This is a genomic window from Streptomyces sp. NPDC001393 (assembly GCF_053597455.1).
In genome coordinates, this window is the sequence record NZ_JBSFIH010000040.1 from 65262 (window position 1) to 83232 (window position 17971).

At 71.2% G+C, this 17971-nt stretch carries 18 protein-coding genes; 10 read left to right on the forward strand and 8 right to left on the reverse strand.

The features are described 5' to 3' along the window. Window positions 1–12 precede the first annotated feature (12 nt). Complete coding sequence (locus ACWC2T_RS32480) at window positions 13–1143, reverse strand: magnesium and cobalt transport protein CorA (RefSeq protein ID WP_450673915.1); 1131 nt, start codon at window positions 1141–1143, stop codon at window positions 13–15. Window positions 1144–1599: 456 nt separating this feature from the next. Between ACWC2T_RS32480 and ACWC2T_RS32485 the strand changes: the two genes are divergently transcribed. The 4 genes from ACWC2T_RS32485 (at window position 1600) to ACWC2T_RS32500 (ending at window position 4772) form a co-directional block, all read left to right on the forward strand. Continuing rightward, the gene (locus tag ACWC2T_RS32485; protein WP_450673916.1) at window positions 1600–2184 is read left to right on the forward strand and encodes a suppressor of fused domain protein; all 585 of its coding nucleotides are present in this window, start codon (window positions 1600–1602) and stop codon (window positions 2182–2184) included. Between the two features lie 184 nt (window positions 2185–2368). Beyond that, window positions 2369–3010: a DUF6758 family protein gene (locus tag ACWC2T_RS32490; protein WP_450673917.1), complete on the forward strand. Its 642-nt coding sequence runs from the start codon at window positions 2369–2371 to the stop codon at window positions 3008–3010. A 235-nt stretch (window positions 3011–3245) separates the two neighbouring features. Further along, window positions 3246–4103: a PHP domain-containing protein gene (locus ACWC2T_RS32495; RefSeq protein ID WP_450673918.1), complete on the forward strand. Its 858-nt coding sequence runs from the start codon at window positions 3246–3248 to the stop codon at window positions 4101–4103. 63 nt (window positions 4104–4166) lie between these two features. Next, entirely contained in the window at window positions 4167–4772 is a 606-nt protein-coding gene (locus ACWC2T_RS32500) for a MarC family protein (protein WP_351207974.1), read from the forward strand. Between the two features lie 55 nt (window positions 4773–4827). On the opposite strand, the gene ACWC2T_RS32505 is transcribed toward ACWC2T_RS32500, so the two are convergent. After that, window positions 4828–5004: a hypothetical protein gene (locus ACWC2T_RS32505; protein WP_159045531.1), complete on the reverse strand. Its 177-nt coding sequence runs from the start codon at window positions 5002–5004 to the stop codon at window positions 4828–4830. Window positions 5005–5166: 162 nt separating this feature from the next. On the opposite strand from ACWC2T_RS32505, the gene ACWC2T_RS32510 reads away from it, so the two are divergent. After that, complete coding sequence (locus tag ACWC2T_RS32510) at window positions 5167–6072, forward strand: NYN domain-containing protein (protein ID WP_450673932.1); 906 nt, start codon at window positions 5167–5169, stop codon at window positions 6070–6072. Here ACWC2T_RS32510 and ACWC2T_RS32515 read toward each other — a convergent pair. After that, window positions 6069–6950, reverse strand: a complete 882-nt coding sequence (locus ACWC2T_RS32515) for an alpha/beta fold hydrolase (RefSeq protein WP_450673919.1) — start codon at window positions 6948–6950, stop codon at window positions 6069–6071. The genes ACWC2T_RS32510 and ACWC2T_RS32515 overlap by 4 nt on opposite strands. 117 nt (window positions 6951–7067) lie before the next feature. Next, on the reverse strand, window positions 7068–9605 hold the full coding sequence (locus ACWC2T_RS32520; RefSeq protein WP_450673920.1) for a DEAD/DEAH box helicase: 2538 nt from the start codon (window positions 9603–9605) through the stop codon (window positions 7068–7070). Between the two features lie 408 nt (window positions 9606–10013). On the opposite strand from ACWC2T_RS32520, the gene ACWC2T_RS32525 reads away from it, so the two are divergent. Then, complete coding sequence (locus tag ACWC2T_RS32525; RefSeq protein WP_450673921.1) at window positions 10014–10760, forward strand: ferritin-like fold-containing protein; 747 nt, start codon at window positions 10014–10016, stop codon at window positions 10758–10760. Window positions 10761–10904: 144 nt separating this feature from the next. On the opposite strand, the gene ACWC2T_RS32530 is transcribed toward ACWC2T_RS32525, so the two are convergent. The 4 genes from ACWC2T_RS32530 to ACWC2T_RS32545 all read right to left on the reverse strand — a co-directional run bounded on the left by ACWC2T_RS32530 (window position 10905) and on the right by ACWC2T_RS32545 (window position 12750). Then, window positions 10905–11171, reverse strand: coding sequence for a hypothetical protein (locus tag ACWC2T_RS32530; protein WP_450673922.1), 267 nt, complete (start codon window positions 11169–11171; stop codon window positions 10905–10907). Between the two features lie 171 nt (window positions 11172–11342). Next, the gene (locus ACWC2T_RS32535) at window positions 11343–11570 is read right to left on the reverse strand and encodes a DUF3107 domain-containing protein (RefSeq protein ID WP_055706876.1); all 228 of its coding nucleotides are present in this window, start codon (window positions 11568–11570) and stop codon (window positions 11343–11345) included. 156 nt (window positions 11571–11726) lie between these two features. After that, a complete protein-coding gene (locus tag ACWC2T_RS32540) occupies window positions 11727–12368 on the reverse strand; it encodes a TetR/AcrR family transcriptional regulator (RefSeq protein ID WP_037886738.1) in 642 nt (213 codons plus the stop codon). A 157-nt stretch (window positions 12369–12525) separates the two neighbouring features. Continuing rightward, window positions 12526–12750 (reverse strand): hypothetical protein, encoded by a 225-nt coding sequence (locus tag ACWC2T_RS32545; protein WP_450673923.1) that lies wholly within the window; start codon window positions 12748–12750, stop codon window positions 12526–12528. Between the two features lie 225 nt (window positions 12751–12975). Here ACWC2T_RS32545 and ACWC2T_RS32550 point away from each other — a divergent pair, with 225 nt between their 5' ends. The 4 genes from ACWC2T_RS32550 (at window position 12976) to ACWC2T_RS32565 (ending at window position 17787) form a co-directional block, all read left to right on the forward strand. Further along, window positions 12976–13959 (forward strand): alpha/beta fold hydrolase, encoded by a 984-nt coding sequence (locus ACWC2T_RS32550; protein WP_450673924.1) that lies wholly within the window; start codon window positions 12976–12978, stop codon window positions 13957–13959. A 7-nt stretch (window positions 13960–13966) separates the two neighbouring features. Continuing rightward, window positions 13967–15757, forward strand: a complete 1791-nt coding sequence (locus ACWC2T_RS32555; RefSeq protein WP_450673925.1) for a DUF3152 domain-containing protein — start codon at window positions 13967–13969, stop codon at window positions 15755–15757. A 56-nt stretch (window positions 15758–15813) separates the two neighbouring features. After that, the gene (locus ACWC2T_RS32560; protein ID WP_450673926.1) at window positions 15814–15909 is read left to right on the forward strand and encodes an Ms4533A family Cys-rich leader peptide; all 96 of its coding nucleotides are present in this window, start codon (window positions 15814–15816) and stop codon (window positions 15907–15909) included. A gap of 159 nt (window positions 15910–16068) precedes the next feature. Beyond that, entirely contained in the window at window positions 16069–17787 is a 1719-nt protein-coding gene (locus tag ACWC2T_RS32565) for an ABC transporter substrate-binding protein (RefSeq protein ID WP_450673927.1), read from the forward strand. Window positions 17788–17971: the final 184 nt, after the last annotated feature.

Sequence of the window (17971 nt, forward strand, 5' to 3'; positions counted from 1 at the left end):
TCCAGCGCCCGCTCACAGCCAGCCGTTGCGCTTCAGCACGCGGTGGATGCCCACGCACGCGGCGACGGTGACGCTCAGGACCAGCGGGTAGCCGTACTTCCAGTGCAGCTCCGGCATGTGGTCGAAGTTCATCCCGTACACGCCGGTCACCATGGTCGGCACGGCGATGATCGCGGCCCAGGCGGTGATCTTGCGCATGTCCTCGTTCTGCGCGACGGAGGCCTGCGCCAGGTTGGCCTGGAGGATGGAGTTGAGGAGTTCGTCGAAGCCCAGCACCTGCTCCTGGACCCGGGCGAGGTGGTCGGCGACGTCCCGGAAGTACTTCTGGATGTCCGGGTCGACCAGCCGCATCGGCCGCTCGCTCAGCAGCTGCATGGGCCGCAGCAGCGGTGCCACCGCGCGCTTGAACTCCAGCACCTCGCGCTTGAGTTGGTAGATCCGAGCGGAGTCCACGCCCCGGGACACCCCGCCCTTGCGGCCCGGCGAGAAGACCTCGGTCTCCACCTCGTCGATGTCGTCCTGCACCGCGTCGGCGACCGCGATGTAGCCGTCCACCACATGGTCGGCGATCCCGTGCAGCACCGCCGAGGGGCCCTTGGCCAGCAGCTCCGGGTCGTCCTGCAGGCGGTGCCGCAGCGCCCGCAGCGAGCCCTGGCCGCCGTGCCGCACGGTGATGAAGAAGTCCCGCCCGGTGAAGCACATGACCTCACCCGTCTCGACGACCTCGCTGGTGGCGGTGAGCCGGTCGTGCTCGACGTAGTGGATGGTCTTGAAGACGGTGAACAGCGAGTCGTCGTACCGCTCCAGCTTGGGCCGCTGGTGCGCCTGCACCGCGTCCTCCACGGCCAGCGGGTGCAGCCCGAACTCGCTCGCGATACCCGCGAATTCGGCCTCGGTCGGCTCGTGCAGGCCGATCCACACGAAGCCGCCGTCGCGCCGCACCTGCCGCATCGCCTCGTGCGGGCCCAGCGGCTTGTCGCTGCGCACCCGCACGCCGTCGCGGTAGACCGCACAGTCGACCACGGCGGACGGCGTGGCGGGGTCGCGGGTGGTGTCGTACGACGCGTTCGAGGTGCCCGTGGGCTTGCGCAGCGAGACGCGGGACGGACGGACCGCGGCGCGCAGGTCGCGGATCATCGACATGGGCAGGCTCCTTCGCGACAGGCAGCGAACGACCGCGGGCGACGGGTGGAACCACCCGGAACGAGGACGTCCTGAGTGCGGATGTTTGGCACGTCCACAAAGCGGGCAGCACCGCACCGTCGCGGTGGAGACTTCGCTGCTGATGCAGAACTGATGCGATCAGGCAAAGCAAGACGAAGTGCTCTTCCGAAGGGCGGAGCCGCACGGGAAGGCGTCGAACAGCCAGAAACCAGCCAGTGAGCAGATTCAGCGGGCGGAAGAGCGAGTGGTACTGCACGGTCGACTTCGATCCATGACAGCCCCACCTCCTCCGGCCGGTCCCTCGTAAGGGAGTCTCCGTGTCGGGGCTTGACGGCACGCTCTGCGGGCTGCCCCGAACCACCGGCTCAGCGTAGCAGTCGGCCGATGTGTCAAGGCGCCGCTTTGCCCGCTGCTGACGAGTTCTATGCTCGCCGCATGGTTGATGTTCTTCCTCTGGTCGAGGCACGGTTGACCACCGCGCTGGGCGAGCCGGACGCGCGCGCCGCCGTCACCTTCCTCGGCACGGACCGCATCGAGGTGCTCCGGTTCCAGGAGGGGGACGTCCTGCGGTACGCCACCCTCGGCATGTCCGCGCACCCCATGAGCGACCCCACCGCGATGCTCGCCGACCCGGTCGCAGGACCCCGCGCCGAGCTGGTGCTCTCCGTCCGCGCGGGCCTCGCCGACACCGACAAGGTGCTCCGTCCGCTCGCCGTGCTGGCCGCGTCCCCGCAGGTGGAGGGCCTGATCGTGACGCCTGGCGCGTCCCTGGACACCGGTGAGCCGCTGTGGCCCGGCGCCCCCTTCACCTCGGTCCTGGTGGGCGAGCCCGGCGGCCTGGTGGAGGACCTGGAGCTGGACGACCCGATGGAACCCGTGCGGTTCCTGCCGCTGCTGCCGATGACGGCGAACGAGGCCGCCTGGAAGCGGGTGCACGGCGCCCAGGCCCTGCAGGAGCGATGGCTCGCGAACGGGACGGACCTGAGGGACCCCGGCCGCAGGTCCGTCCCGCTCGACTGATTCCGGAAGTGACCCTTCTCACCAACGCAAGGCGAAATCCGGCCAGTTGGTCCAGCCGGTGACGTCGCCGGGGGTGCAGCGGGGCGCGCACGTTAGCTCGCCTAATAACTGTGGGTTGCATCGAGTCTGCCGGACGGGTGATCGTCCTTGACGTGGGCGGGCCGGGGTAGGACCGTGGAGCCCTATGAGGGGCGAACCCAGTTGCCCGAGGTGCGGTGGCCGGGTCAGGGCGCCCGGTCTCTTCGCCGATGCGTGGCAGTGCGATGTGCACGGCACGGTATATCCGCTGCAGCCCGTGATCCCGCCCAGCGTCGAAGCCCTCAGTGCCGTCGTGCACCGCACGCACGTTCCGTTGTGGATGCCCTGGCCGCTGCCGGTCGGCTGGCTCTTCACCGGTGCGGCCTATGCGGGCGACGACCGCAGCGGCGGTCGCGCGACCGCCGTCGCCTGCTCCGGACCCGGCCCGCTGGGCGGCCCGGGTGAACTCATCCTGGTCGCCGAGGAACTGGGCGTCGGCCTCGGCGCGCGGTACGCGGGCATCGACGGCCCGGACCCGGGGTCGTACATGAACGTCGAGAAGCCGCCCCAGGCCAAGGTGCTGGCCGCCGGCCGCCCGACCCCGCTCTGGCACGTCTACCGCACCCCCGACGACCGCGCCGTCTTCGCCGGTGAGGCCCTCGGCATGTGGCTGTGGGCGGTGATCTGGCCCGAGCAGGCGGGTCTGCTCATGTACGACGAGCTGGTGCTGACGGATCTGCGGGACGCGGGGGCGGAGCTGGACCTGGTGCCGTTCGGGGCGTTGTCGCCGCGCTTGCTCAAGCCGTAGCGCCCACTGGGGTGCCGGGTTCTGTTTCGTCGGCGGGTGCGGGTGCGGGTGCGGGTGCGGGTGCGTTGTGGTTGCTCGCGCCCACGCGGCGGAGCCGCATATCGATACGGCCCCGCGCCCCTTCGAGGTTGGCTGCGTAGGGGGTGCTGATCGGTTGCGGGTGTGACAGGGGGCCTTGAAAATCCGGCTATCCTTAGGTGTCCCTTTCCGTGACCGTCCCCCGTCTGGAGTCACCGTGCGCATCGATCTGCACTGTCACTCCACGGCCTCCGACGGTACGGACACCCCGGCTGAGCTGGTGCGGAACGCCGCTGCCGCCGGGCTGGACGTCGTCGCGCTGACCGACCACGACACCACCCGTGGGCACGCCGAGGCGATCGCCGCGCTGCCCGAGGGGCTCACCCTGGTCACCGGGGCCGAGCTGTCCTGCCGGATCGACGGCATCTCGATGCACATGCTGGCCTACCTCTTCGACCCCGAGGAGCCCGCCCTGCTCGCCGAGCGCGAGCTGGTGCGGGACGACCGGGTGCCGCGGGCCAAGGGCATGGTCGCCAAGCTCGACGCGCTGGGCGTGCCGGTCACCTGGGAGCAGGTCGAGCGGATCGCGGCCGGGGGTTCGGTCGGGCGGCCTCATGTCGCCACCGCGCTCGTCGAGCTCGGCGTCGTACCGACGGTGGGTGACGCATTCACCGAGGAGTGGCTGGCCGACGGCGGCCGGGCCTTCGTGGAGAAGCACGAGACCGACCCCTTCGAGGCGATCCGGCTGGTCAAGAACGCGGGCGGGGTCTGTGTGTTCGCGCACCCGGCCGCCGCCAAGCGTGGCCGTACGGTCCCCGAGGCGCGGATCGCGGAGCTGGCCGAGGCCGGTCTGGACGGCATCGAGGTCGATCACATGGACCACGACGCCGATGCGCGCGACCGGCTGCGGGGCCTGGCGAAGGACCTGGATCTGCTGGTCACGGGCTCCTCGGACTACCACGGCAGCCGCAAGACCGTGACGCTGGGCGCGTACACGACCGACCCCGAGGTGTACGGGGAGATCACGCGGCGGGCCACCGGGGCCTTCCCGGTGCCGGGCACCGGCGGAGCCTGAGGCCGTCAGCGGCCCTCGCACGCCCCCAGTTCACCCTCTTTCCAGCAAGGCCAGTACTTCCCCATGTTCGACGTCGCCGTCTTCGGCTCCCTGTTCCTGACCCTTTTTGTCATCATGGATCCCCCAGGGATCACCCCGATCTTCCTCGCCCTGACCGCCGGACGCCCGGCCAAGGTGCAGAAGCGGATGGCCTTCCAGGCCGTCTGCGTGGCCGGCGGGGTCATCGCCACCTTCGGTGTCCTGGGCCACCAGATCCTCAACTACCTGCACGTCTCCGTCCCCGCGCTGATGATCGCGGGCGGTCTGCTGCTTCTGCTGATCGCGCTGGACCTGCTCACCGGCAAGACCGACGAGCCGAAGCAGACCAAGGACGTGAACGTGGCGCTCGTACCGCTGGGCATGCCGCTGCTGGCCGGGCCCGGTGCGATCGTGTCCGTGATCCTGGCCGTGCAGAAGGCCGGCAGTGTGGCCACGCAGATCTCGGTGTGGTCCGCGATCCTGGCGATCCATGTCGTGCTGTGGCTGGTGATGCGTTACTCGCTGTTGATCATCCGGGTCATCAAGGACGGCGGTGTCGTCCTGGTGACGCGGCTCGCGGGCATGATGCTCTCGGCGATCGCCGTGCAGCAGATCATCAACGGGGTCACTCAGGTGATCCGGGGGAGCTGAGCCCTCGTCGGCTCGGCTCCCCCGGAAAGCTTGAGTGGCGCGCAGCGCGTGAGCGTTACGAGGCCTGGGTCTCGGCCGGGCGGATCCACAGGCGCTGTCCGATGGCGGCGGCCTGCTGCACGATCCGGTTGACGGAGGCGGCGTCCACGACGGTGCTGTCCACGGTGGTGCCGTCGACCTCGTCGAGTCGCATGATCTCGAAGCGCACGGGCTTCTCCCTTCGTCTGGTCATCCTCCTGAGGAGAACTACTCGATGCACCGGGTGTGTATCCGGTGTCGTACGTAGTCAACGAGCCGCTTGTTACAAACATTCCCTACGCTAAATAAATTTTTCGAACGGCTAATTACTGACCGGTAAGCGTCCGCTTGTGTTCGCAGCGTGACCACCGGGACAATGGAGGTAATGAACGACGACCTGGCGGCCCTGGCCGCCCGCATCGACCGCACGAACGAGCTGCTGGAACGCATGCTCGCCGAGGTGGCGAAGACGCCCTCCACCCACGCGATCTTCGTCGACGCGGGCTATCTGTACGCCGCCGCGGGCCGGCTGGTCGCCGGGACCGAGGACCGCCGGGCCTTCGACCTCGACGCCGAGGGCCTGATCGAGGCCCTCATCGACCGGGCCCGCCAGGTCTTCGCGGACAGCCGCCTGCTGCGCGTGTACTGGTACGACGGCGCCCGCCGCCGCATCCACACCGCCGAGCAGCAGTCCATCGCCGAACTGCCCGACGTCAAGGTCCGCCTCGGCAACCTCAACGCCAACAACCAGCAGAAGGGCGTCGATTCCCTGATCCGCGGCGACCTCGAATCACTGGCCAGGCACCGCGCGATCAGCGACGCGGCCCTCCTGGGCGGCGACGAGGACCTGGTCTCGGCGGTCGAGGCGGCGCAGGGCTACGGCGCCCGCGTCCACCTGTGGGGCATCGAGGCCCCCGAGGGCCGCAACCAGGCGGAACCCCTCCTCTGGGAGGTCGACAGCCAGCGCACCCTCGACCTCGAGTTCTTCAAGCCGTACGTCTCCCGCCGCACGGCCGCCGCCTACGACGCCACGGCCGGCTCCCGCCCCACCCGCGAGGACGTCCGCTTCGTCGGCGCCCAGATCGCCGCGAAGTGGCTGGTCTCCCGGGGCCGCGAGGCCCTGGTCGAACTGCTCCCCGGTCATCCCTACCTCCCCGGCTCCGTCGACCAGGACCTGCTGGTCGAGGCCGAGGGCCTGCTCCAGTACTCCCTGCGCGGCCAGGCAGACCTGCGCCGCGCCCTGCGGGACGGCTTCTGGGAGCATCTGCAGACGCAGTACTAGCCCCGCTCGGCCGCGGCGTCCCAGAAGTCGGCGAGCGCGCGGGCCGTGGCGAGGGGCTGGTCGGTGTTGGGGGAGTGCTCGGCGTTCTCGATCACCGTGCGCCGGGCGTTCAGCCGTACCGCCATCTCGTCCAGCAGGGACAGCGGCCAGGTGTCGTCCTGCGCGCCGGACAGGACGTGGAACGGCAGCGGCAGCGCGGCCAGTTCCGTGACCCGGTCCGGTTCCGTGCACAACTGGCGTCCGGTGGCGATGAGTTGGGCGGGCTTGGTGCCCAGCCAGCGGCGCTGCAGGTCGTCGCGGTCGTCGAGGCCGCCGTCGAGCGCCGCCGTCTCGGTCTCCTCGGGCGTCTCCATCGCCCGCATCGCGTCCCACACCTGGCCCATGGTCATCACCGCGAGCGCGTCCCGCAGCAGCTTCACGCGCTGCTGCTGGGATTCCGAGATCTGCGCGGGGCCGGAGGCCATGAGGGTGAGCGACCGGAAGGGTGCGTGGTCGAGCAGTACGGCCGCGCGCGAGATCTGCCCGCCGAGGGAGTGCCCCAGCAGGTGCACCGGCTCCCCGAGCGCCTCGGCCTGTGCCAGCACGTCCCGCGCCAACTCCTGCTGCGCGTAAGCCGATTCGTCGGTCTCGGGCCCGTCCGTCTCGTACTGGCCGCGCCCGTCGACGGCCACGGTCCGGTACCCGCGCCGCGCGAGCGGCACGTGCAGCGGATTGAAGTCCTCCTTGCTCCCGGTGAACCCCGGCAGCAACAGCGCCAGCCCTCGGGGCTCGACCCCGTCGGCCACGGGAGCGTCGACGACGGCGAACTCCCCGCGCGCGGTGCGCAGCGAGTACGCACGGGCACCGGGCGGCGGAACGAAGGTGTCGGGCCTGCTCATGGGGAGAGGCTATCGGGCGGGGCAGGACGGTGCGGGTACGGGGAGGGTACGGGGAGGGAAACGCGACGGCCCGGTCCACCTGGGTGGACCGGGCCGTGTCGCCTGTGACCTGCCGACTCAGCCTTCGGCTGCCTCGACGGCCGCCGCGGCCTTACGGGTACGGCGGCGCGGCGTGGCCTGCGGCTCCTCGGTGGCCTGCGCCGGAATCTCGGCGGCGACCGCCTTGGCGACGGCCTTACGGGTCCGCCGGACCTTCGGCGCGGCCACCTCGGCGTCCCCGTCCGCCCCGACGACGGCAGCGGCCGACTTCCGGGTGCGGCGCGGCTTGGCCTCAGCCTCGGGCGCCTCGGTGGTCTCCGGGGCGGCGGTGGCCTTCTTGCGGGTGCGGCGGGGCTTGGGCTCCGCCTCCGCGTCCGCGGGTGCTGCCTCGGTGACGGTGGCGGCCGTCTTCCGGGTGCGGCGGGGCTTGGCTTCCGCAGCCTCGGCCGTGTCCACGGCGGCCTCGGTGGTCTCCGGGGCGGCGGCGGCCTTCTTGCGCGTCCGCCGGGGCTTGGCCTCGGCCTCGGGTGCCTCGGTCGTCTCCGGGGCGGTGGCGGCCTTCTTGCGGGTGCGGCGCGGCTTGGTCTCCGTGCCCTCGGCCGTGTCCACCGCGGCCTCGGCCGTGTCCACCGCGGCCTCGGTGGTCTCCGGGGCGGCGGTGGCCTTCTTGCGGGTGCGGCGGGGCTTGGGCTCCGCCTCCGGCTCCGCGGGTGCTGCCTCGGTGACGGTGGCGGCCGTCTTCCGGGTGCGGCGGGGCTTGGTCTCCGTGCCCTCGGCCGTGGCGACAGCCGTCTCGGCGGCGGGCTCGGCCGTCTTGCGGGTACGGCGGCGCGGCTTCGCCTCCGGGGCCTCCACGGGCGCGGCTTCGGCCTGCGGCTCGGCGGCCACAGGTGCCGGCTCCGGCGCGGCGGCCTCGGGTGCCGTCTCGGTCACGGCCGGTTCCGCCGACGTGCGGGTGCGGCGGCGGCGCGGCTTCTCCGCGGCCTGCGGAGTCTCCACCTGCGCCGGGCCCTCCGCCGTGTCGACCGACTCGACGGCGGCCTCGGCGGCCGTCACCGGCTGCGCCGGCGCCCCGCCGCGCGTACGGCGACGGCGCCGCAGGGTACGGGAAGCTCCGGACTCCTCCACGCCGGTGGCCTCGGCGGCGCCCGACTCGGAGGCCGGCACCGCGGTCGTCGCGGCGGCGTCGACCGGTGCCCCGCCACGGGTACGGCGGCGACGGCGCGGCGTACGAGCCGTACGCTCGCGCTCGGCGGTGCCGGACTCGGGACGGCTGTCACGCTCGCCCCGGCCACCACGGCCGCGGCCGCGCGCGCCACGCCCGCCGGTCTCGCCGAGGTCCTCCAGCTCCTCCGCGTCCAGACCGGCACGGGTCCGCTCCGAGCGCGGCAGGACACCCTTGGTCCCGGCGGGGATACCGAGGTCGGTGAACAGGTGCGGGGACGAGGAGTACGTCTCCACCGGGTCGTTGAAGTCCAGCTCCAGCGCCTTGTTGATCAGCTGCCAGCGCGGGATCTCGTCCCAGTCGACGAACGTGATCGCCGTACCCTTGGCGCCCGCGCGGCCCGTACGGCCGACGCGGTGCAGGTACGTCTTCTCGTCCTCGGGGGTCTGGTAGTTGATGACGTGGGTCACGCCCTCGACGTCGATGCCGCGCGCGGCCACGTCGGTGCAGACGAGGACGTCGACCTTGCCGTTGCGGAAGGCGCGCAGCGCCTGCTCGCGGGCGCCCTGGCCGAGGTCGCCGTGGACCGCGCCGGAGGCGAAACCGCGGCGCTGGAGCTGCTCGGCGATGTCGGCGGCGGTGCGCTTGGTGCGGCAGAAGATCATCGCCAGTCCGCGACCCTCGGCCTGCAGGATGCGGGCGACCATCTCCGGCTTGTCCATGGAGTGACCGCGGTACACGAACTGCTTGATGTTCGCGACCGTCGCGCCCTCGTCGTCCGGCGCGGTGGCACGGATGTGCGTGGGCCGGGACATGTAGCGGCGCGCGAGGCCGATGACCGCGCCCGGCATGGTCGCCGAGAACAGCATGGTCTGGCGCTTGACCGGCAGCATGTCGATGATCTTCTCGACGTCGGGCAGGAAGCCCAGGTCGAGCATCTCGTCGGCCTCGTCGAGCACCAGGCACTTGACGTGCTTCAGGTTGAGCTTCTTCTGGCCCGCGAGGTCGAGGAGGCGGCCCGGGGTGCCGACGACCACGTCGACGCCCTTCTTCAGGGCCTCCACCTGGGGCTCGTAGGCCCGGCCGCCGTAGATCGCGGCCACGCGCACGTTACGGACCTTGCCCGCGGTCAGCAGGTCGTTGGTGACCTGGGTGCACAGCTCGCGCGTGGGGACGACTACGAGGGCCTGCGGGGCGTCCGTGAGGGCCTCGGGGGCGGCGCGTCCGGCCTCGACGTCGGCGGGGACGGTGACGCGCTCGAGGAGCGGGAGACCGAAGCCCAGCGTCTTGCCGGTGCCGGTCTTGGCCTGGCCGATGACATCCGTGCCGGAAAGGGCGACGGGGAGCGTCATCTCCTGGATGGGGAAGGGAGTGATGATGCCGACGGCCTCCAGGGCCTCGGCGGTCTCGGGAAGGATTCCGAGTTCTCGAAACGTCGTAGTCAGGGTCATGCCTCTTCTGTGTGCGCGGTGCGAGGCGAGCGCGGGGGTCATGTGCGACCGTGCCCGGGGACGTCGGCTGCCGTACGGGCGAACCAGTCAAGGCAAGCCGTAAGACACGGGACCTCTGCCGACGCTCTAGCGCTCGTACCGCTGAGGGGTGTCCCTCCGGTCGTCGTACGTACTGTGCCGTACGGCCAGGGAGGGCTGTCGGGTCGGAGCCGATCGGGCCACCGACCGGGCATCCTCATGCGTGCGGCCTGTTCGGAGACGTCGAACACCGTCGACGCACTCTGGCAGGCGCATTACCACCATACCCCGGATTCGCGCACATGCGATGGCCGATTTGGTCACGTCATGGTCGTCACACTGATCGGCCGGGCCCCTCCGACGCCGCGCAAGCGGGCTATTGTGCGCCTCATGACTAGCTCTGACAAGCCTGAGAACGCGTCCGCCGCCTCCGCCGAACCCACCGGTGTCGCCGCCCAGGACTGGGCGCAGGCCGCCGCCGATCCGCAGTACCGCGCCGCCGTCGTGGACCTGCTCGGCGCGCTCGCGTACGGGGAGCTGGCGGCTTTCGAGCGCCTCGCCGAGGACGCGAAGCTGGCGCCGACCCTCGCGGACAAGGCGGAGCTGGCGAAGATGGCCTCGGCCGAGTTCCACCACTTCGAGCGGCTGCGGGACCGGCTGGCCGAGATCGGCGAGGAGCCGACGGCCGCGATGGACCCGTTCGTCGCCGCGCTCGACGGTTTCCACAAGCAGACCGCGCCCTCGGACTGGCTGGAGGGCCTGGTCAAGGCGTACGTCGGCGACTCGATCGCGAGCGACTTCTACCGGGAGGTCGCGGCGCGCCTCGACTCCGACACCCGCGAGCTGGTGCTGGCGGTGCTGGACGACACCGGGCACGCCGAGTTCGCGGTGGAGAAGGTGCGGGCCGCCATCGACGCCGACCCGCGTGTGGGTGGCCGACTGGCGCTGTGGGCGCGGCGGTTGATGGGGGAGGCGCTGTCGCAGTCCCAGCGGGTCGTCGCCGACCGGGACGCGCTGTCGACGATGCTCGTGGGCGGGGTCGCCGACGGGTTCGATCTCGCGGAGGTCGGGAGGATGTTCTCGCGGATCACTGAGGCGCACACCAAGCGGATGGCGGCGCTCGGCTTGGCCGCGTAGCGCCTACTGGGGTGCCGGGTTCTCGTCGTCGGCGGGTGCGGGTTCGTTGTGGTCGTTCGCGCCCCCGCGGCGGAGCCGCATATCAGATACAGCCCCGCGCCCCTGACGGCTCGGCTTCGCCTTCGCCGTCGCTTACGCCGTCGCTTACGCCGTCGCTGATCGGCGCAACCCGCCTGCCGGGCGCAGGAGCAGGGACAGGGAGGCCGCCGAGACGATCGCGGCGCCCAGGAGGCTCAGCCAGGCGATGCCGGGGTCGAGGGCGGTGTGGGTGACGAAGTCGCCGAAGAGGGCGCCGGCGATGCCCGTGCAGAGGACCAGGGGGCGGGCCGGCAGGCGGTGGGGCAGGCGGTAGGCCGCCGCCCAGGCGAGGACGAGACCGAGCACGGCGGATCCGAGTGCTTCCAGGATCATCAGCAGGTCCCTCCCACGGCACGTCTGCCCTTGACGGTCGTAGCCCGTCATACCCGTGACCTGCGGAGTGCAATCCTCCACTGTGGAGGAGTTGTGCTCCACCCGTGTGCATCGCTCATACGGAAGGGCCCGGCGGCTCGCGGCCGCCGGGCCCTTGTGCATGTCGTCCGCCTACAGCGCGCCGAAGCCCACCTTGCGCACGGTCGGCTCGCCGATGTCCACGTACGCGAGGCGGTCGGTCGGGACCAGGACCTTGCGGCCCTTCTCGTCCTGAAGGCTCAGCAGCCCCGTCTTCCCGGCCAGCGCCTCGGCCACCACGCGCTCGACTTCCTCGACGCTCTGACCGCTCTCCAGAACGATCTCGCGGGGCGCGTGCTGCACGCCGATCTTGACCTCCACGGCTATGTCCCTCCGACGGTCAGTGATGTGCGCGATCTTCCGCGCCGTACGCAGCACACATTAGTCCGGTCACGGGACCTGCACGCTCCGGGCCGGAACGCCGTCAGCGAACAGTGCACGGGAACAAACGGCCGCCAGTGGTGCGTCAGCGGTACGTCAGTGGTGCTCGGTGCCGTGCAGCGGGAAGCCGGCGATGCCCCGCCAGGCCAGCGAGGTCAGCAGCTGCACCGCCTGGTCGCGCGGCACGCTGCGGTCGCTGTGCAGCCAGGAACGGGCCACCACCTGGGCGAGACCGCCGAGGCCGGAGGCGAGCAGCATCGACTCCGCGCGCGACAGGCCGGTGTCCTCGGCGATGACGTCGCAGATCGCCTCGGCGCAGTCGTTGGTGACCTTGTCGACGCGCTCGCGCACCGCGGGCTCGTTCGTCAGGTCCGACTCGAAGACCAGCCGGAAGGCGCCGCCGTCGTCCTCGACGTAGGCGAAATAGGCGTCCATGGTCGCCCGGACGCGCTGCTTGTTGTCCGTCGTCGAGGCCAGTGCGTTGCGCACGGCCTGGATCAGCGACTCGCAGTGCTGGTCCAGCAGGGCGAGGTAGAGGTCGAGCTTGCCGGGGAAGTGCTGGTAGAGCACCGGCTTGCTCACGCCGGCCCGCTCGGCGATGTCGTCCATCGCGGCCGCGTGGTACCCCTGCGCGACGAAAACCTCCTGGGCGGCGCCCAGCAGCTGGTTCCGTCGGGCTCGGCGCGGCAGACGGGTGCCACGCGGGCGTGCCGCCTCAGTTTGCTCGATGGCTGTCACGCCGCCTCCCAAAGTCGTCCATTTCGCGGTATCGGCCGCGCGGCCATCGTACTTTTCGGTAACCGTGGTGTGCGCGGTGCGAGCGCAGAATTTCACGTACCGGACGTCGGCGAAAGCCGCAGTGGGCCCCTCGTGCCGCAGCGGGAGTCGGGCGAGGTCAGCGGTAGTCGTCCTCGTCGAGCGCGACCACACGGGCCTGTTCGGCCAGATCGGCCTCGTTCGCGCGGGCCGGATCCACGTTCTCCAGGGGCTCGTCACGGTCCGGCGTGACGTCGGCGTGCTGCTCGGCGGCGTCCACCTCGGGGGCTTCGACGTCGACCTCCGGGGCCGTCTCGTCCTCCAGGTCCTCGATCGTGTCGGGTTCGGTGGGGTCATAGGCCATGGTGGGGCTCCCTTCCTACGAACGTCCCTGGAAGCAGCAGGGGCCACATACGGGTGCCCTTTTTACGAGCCTAGGAGACAGCAGAACCAGACGCCATGCCGTCGCGCCCGTTCGTAGCGGGCCCGGTCCGGTTCCGGTTGACGCGTCGGTTCACCCGTCCCTCGGGGTTCATTCTGTGACGGCGAACACACGAGCCACGACGTGATCACCTCGTAACATTGCCGCATGTCTTCGACCGAGTCGCCCTCCGTGCCGGCCGCCAGTGTGCTTCCGAAGGTGGCACCCGTCCGGGTCGGTGAGGGCGAGCGGCTGCGGTCGGTGGGGCTGCCCGGAGTCACCCTGTCGATCCGGTCCCGCCCGGCCGCCCGCGAGGGCCTGCCGCCCGCGCTGTACGTCCACGGGCTCGGCGGTTCCTCGCAGAACTGGTCGTCGCTGATGACCGAGCTGGACGGCGTCGTCGACAGCGAGGCGGTCGATCTGCCGGGCTTCGGCGACTCCCCGCCCCCGGACGACGGGAACTACTCCGTCACCGGGCACGCGCGCGCGGTGATCCGCTATCTCGACGCGGCCGGCCGCGGCCCGGTCCACCTGTTCGGCAACTCGCTCGGCGGCGCGGTCACCACGCGCGTGGCCGCCGTACGTCCGGACCTCGTCCGTACGCTCACGCTCGTCTCGCCGGCCCTGCCGGAGCTGCGCATCCAGCGCACCGCGGCGCCGACCGCACTGCTCGGCCTGCCCGGTGTCGCCGCCCTGTTCACCCGGCTCACCAGGGAGTGGACGGCCGAACAGCGGGTGCGCGGCGTCCTGGCGCTCTGCTACGGCGACCCGGGGCGGGTGTCCCCGGAGGCGTTCCAGCACGCCGTGGAGGAGCTGGAGCGGCGACTGCAGCTGCCGTACTTCTGGGACGCGATGGCCCGCTCCGCGCGCGGGATCGTCAACGCGTACACGCTCGGCGGACAGCACGGGCTGTGGCGTCAGGCCGAGCGCGTGCTCGCGCCGACCCTGCTGATCTACGGCGGCCGCGACCAACTGGTCGGTTTCCGCATGGCCCACCGGGCCGCCCGCGCCTTCCGCCACTCGCGCCTGCTGTCCCTGCCGGACGCCGGGCACGTGGCGATGATGGAGTACCCGGACGTGGTCGCCACGGCCTTCCGGGAACTCCTCGCGGAGACCGGGGGCGCCGGTACCGACTCGGGCACGGGGAGCTGAGGCCGGCGTGGGACGCCACAGCCGCCGGGGCCCGTCCCCGAAGGGCGACTCCGCGGACATAGCCGCCGGCAGGCGGACGAGCGGTACCCGAGGCGAGCAGCCGCTGCTGCCCGGGCAGCGACAGGCCCCACCGGGCGGCACCGCCGTGGCTCCCGGCGCCGCTCCTGGTACCGGTACCGGTGCCGCTCCTGGCACCGGCGCTGGGTACCCGCCGCGCGGCCGGCAAGTACCGCCGACGTTCCCGGCGGGGACGCCCTCGCACGGTACGCCGGGTTTCCCGGCCGGCACGCCCGCGCAGGGCACGCCGGGCTTCCCTGCGGGTACGGCCGCGCACGGTGTGCCCCGCCTGCCTGACGGCACTCCTGCACATGGTGTCGCGAGGTTTCCGGACGGTACGCCGGATCAGGGTGTCCCGAGGGCCGGTGGTAGCGCGCCGGGCGGAGGTGTGCCGCGTTTCGGCGAGGGGACCCCGGCGCGCGGTATGCCCCGGCTCCCTGACGGCACTCCTGCGCATGGTGTCCCGAGGCTTCCGGACGGCACGCCGGCGCGCGGTGTCCCGAGGCTTCCCGACGGCACCCCGGTGCACGGCATGCCCCGGATTCCGGACGGCGGCACCCCGGCACACGGCGGTCCCCGTCCTCGTGAGGGTGCTCCCACGCGTGGTGGGCACCCCGAGCAGCGGGAAGCCGGCGGTGGCTGGGGCGAGTTCGCGGGGGCGGCGGGTCCCGGTGTGGTGCTGCCGCGGCAGCGGCCGGCCGGGCCGGGGACCGGTCCCCGGCCCCGGCAGGACTACCTCGACGCGTTCGCCGACGGGCGCGGCGGCGTCGGCCTCGACGGCGACATCGGCCACATTGACGACACCGACGACATCGACGTCTTCTCGCCCCGCAAGGGACAGCCTCGCCCCGCCGAGGAGCACCCGGCCGACGCGCCGGAGACGGACGACGGTGACGCACCCTCGGCCGGCCGGCCCGGGCAGGGCTCCACCAGTGTGCCCGCGCAGCGCCCCGGCGGCAGGGGACGGGCCTTCACCGGAATCGCGGCGGCCGCCGTCACCACCGTGCTCGCGGTGGTCGTCGCCGGCCAGGTGACCGGGGCGCACCACGGCGGCGGACAGCCGAGCTCCGCCACCGACCAGGCCCGGGACGCAGGCACCCCCGCCGATGGGAACCCGTCCGCCTCACCCGGCACGGTCACGCTGTCGTACGAGCAGAAGATGGACCGGAAGTACCCGCTCAGCGCCACGCTGAAGGGCCCAGGGAAGTTCGACACCGTGCCCGGTTTCGACAAGGCGCCCGGCACGGGGCAGAAGTACACCTACCGCGTCGACGTGGAGCAGGGGCTCGGGCTGGACGGCGGGCTGTTCGCCGAGGCCGTGCAGAAGACCCTGAACGACGACCGCAGTTGGGGCCACGGCGGCACCCGCACCTTCGAGCGGATCTCCTCCGGCAAACCCGACTTCGTGATCACACTGGCGAGCCCCGGTACGACCGCCCAGTGGTGCGCCAAGTCCGGGCTCGACACCACGGAGGACAACGTCTCCTGCGACTCCGCTGCTACCGAACGAGTGATGATCAATGCATACAGGTGGGCCGAAGGCAGCACGACATATGGGGACAAGATCCACGCCTACCGGCAAATGTTGATCAACCATGAGGTCGGTCACCGGCTCGGCCACGGCCATGTGACGTGCCAGAAGGACGGCGAACTCGCCCCCGTCATGCAGCAGCAGACCAAGTTCCTCGACCATGACGGAATCCACTGTCTGCCCAACCCTTGGCCCTATCCCGGGAGTTGACGGGCGCCGCTCATGTCACATTGACATGAGCCCTGGGTTCGTTCATATTTCTGCGCATGTGGTCTAGTCATGCCGTCCGTGAGAGCGCAGCCATCGAGCTGGCGCTCTTCGGCGTGACCGCGCTCTGCGTGGCCGACATCGACTGTCGCTGACGCCGCCCCCTTGGCGTTCGCGTCGCGACCCTTTTCTCTCTTTCTGCCTCCGTGACCGTGTCACGGACTTTTCGACGACCCGACGCCGGGGCTGACGTCTGCCCGCAATCGTCTCACTCCTCGTCCATCAGTCTCAGTATTCGAGAGGTCGTCATTCCGATGCGTCAACCGTCCCTCACAGCGCGCCGCGTGGCAGCGGCATCCGTCGGCCTGGTCGTGGCAGCGGGCGCCGCCGCCTGCGGCCCGAAGGGCAACGATGCCAAGGGCTCCGGTGGCGACTCCACGCCGCACAAGGGCGGCACCCTCACGGTGCTGAACTCCCAGCCGCAGACCGACTTCGACCCCGCCCGCCTCTACACCTCCGGCGGCGGAAACGTCCCTTCGCTGGTCTTCCGCACCCTCACCACCCGCAACCGCGAGAGCGGCGCGGCCGGCGCCAAGGTCGTCCCCGACCTCGCCACCGACACCGGGCGCCCCAGCAAGGACGCGACCGTGTGGACGTACACCCTGAAGAAGGGCCTCAAGTACGAGGACGGCACCTCGATCACCTCGGCCGACATCAAGTACGGCATCGAGCGCTCCTTCGCCCCCGAACTCTCCGGCGGCGCCCCCTACTTGAGGGACTGGCTGGTCGGCGCGGCCGACTACCAGGGGCCCTACAAGGACAAGAAGGGGCTCTCGGCGATCGAGACGCCGGACGCGCGGACCATCGTCTTCCACCTCGACAAGCCCGAGGGCGAGTTCCCGTACCTCGCCACGCAGACGCAGTTCACCCCGGTGCCCAGGAGCAAGGACAACGGCACCAAGTACGAGGAGCACCCGATCTCGTCCGGCCCCTACAGGGTCGTCAAGAACGAGAACGACGGCGAGCACCTGGTCCTTGCGCGCAACCCGTACTGGTCGGCATCCGTCGACGACCAGCGCAAGGCCTACCCGGACACCATCGACGTCCGTTCCGGTCTGGACTCCTCGGTGATCAACCAGCGACTGTCTGCGTCTCAGGGTGCGGACGCCGCCGCGGTCACCACGGACACCAACCTCGGCCCGGCCGAACTCGCGAAGGTGAGCGGCGACAAGGAACTGGCCGCGCGCGTGGGCACCGGTCACTTCGGCTACACCAACTACATCGCGTTCAACCCGACCGTGAAGCCGTTCGACAACCCGAAGGTGCGGGAGGCGATCGCCTACGCCGTCGACCGGTCCTCGGTGGTCAACGCGGCTGGCGGCAGCGCGCTCGCCGAGCCCGCCACCACCTTCCTGCCCCACCAGAAGTCCTTCGGCTACACGCCGTACGACCCGTTCCCGGCCGGCGCCTCCGGCAACCCGGCCAAGGCCCGGGAACTGCTCGCGCAGGCCGGCTACAAGAACGGGCTCACCGTGACGCTGACCCACTCCAACGCCAAGGACTTCGAGACCAGCCCGGAGATCGCGACCGCCCTCCAGGACGCGCTCAAGAAGGCCGGCATCACGGTCAGGCTGCAGGGCCTGGAGGACAACGACTACCGGGACAAGATCCACGGCGTGAAGACCGAGCCCGGCTTCTTCCTCGCCCACTGGGGTGCCGACTGGCCCTCCGGCGGTCCCTTCCTGGCCCCGATCTTCGACGGCCGGCAGATCGTCAAGGACGGCGCGAACTTCAACACGGGCCTGCTCAATGACAAGTCGGTCAATGCCGAGATTGACGCGATCAACAAGTTGACCGACCTTGACGCGGCCGCCAAGCGCTGGGGCGCACTGGACAAGAAGATCGGCGAGAAGGCCCTCGTCGTGCCGCTGTTCCACCCGGTCTACAAGCGTCTGTACGGCCAGGACGTCAAGAACATCGTCATCAGCGACTGGACCGGCGTGCTGGACATCTCCCAGGTCGCGGTGAAGTAGCGCCGTGAGCGAGGCACTTGTCGCCGTCGAGGCCGCCGGGACGGACGCTTCCGTCCCGGCGGCCGCGGGGGGCCGTCATGTTTTGGGGGGGGGGGGTGGTGGGGCGGGTGGGGGGGGTGGAGGGGGACGCTGCGGTGGGGGATGCGTCGGGCGGGGCGGTCTGACCCGCACCGCAACCGGCGGC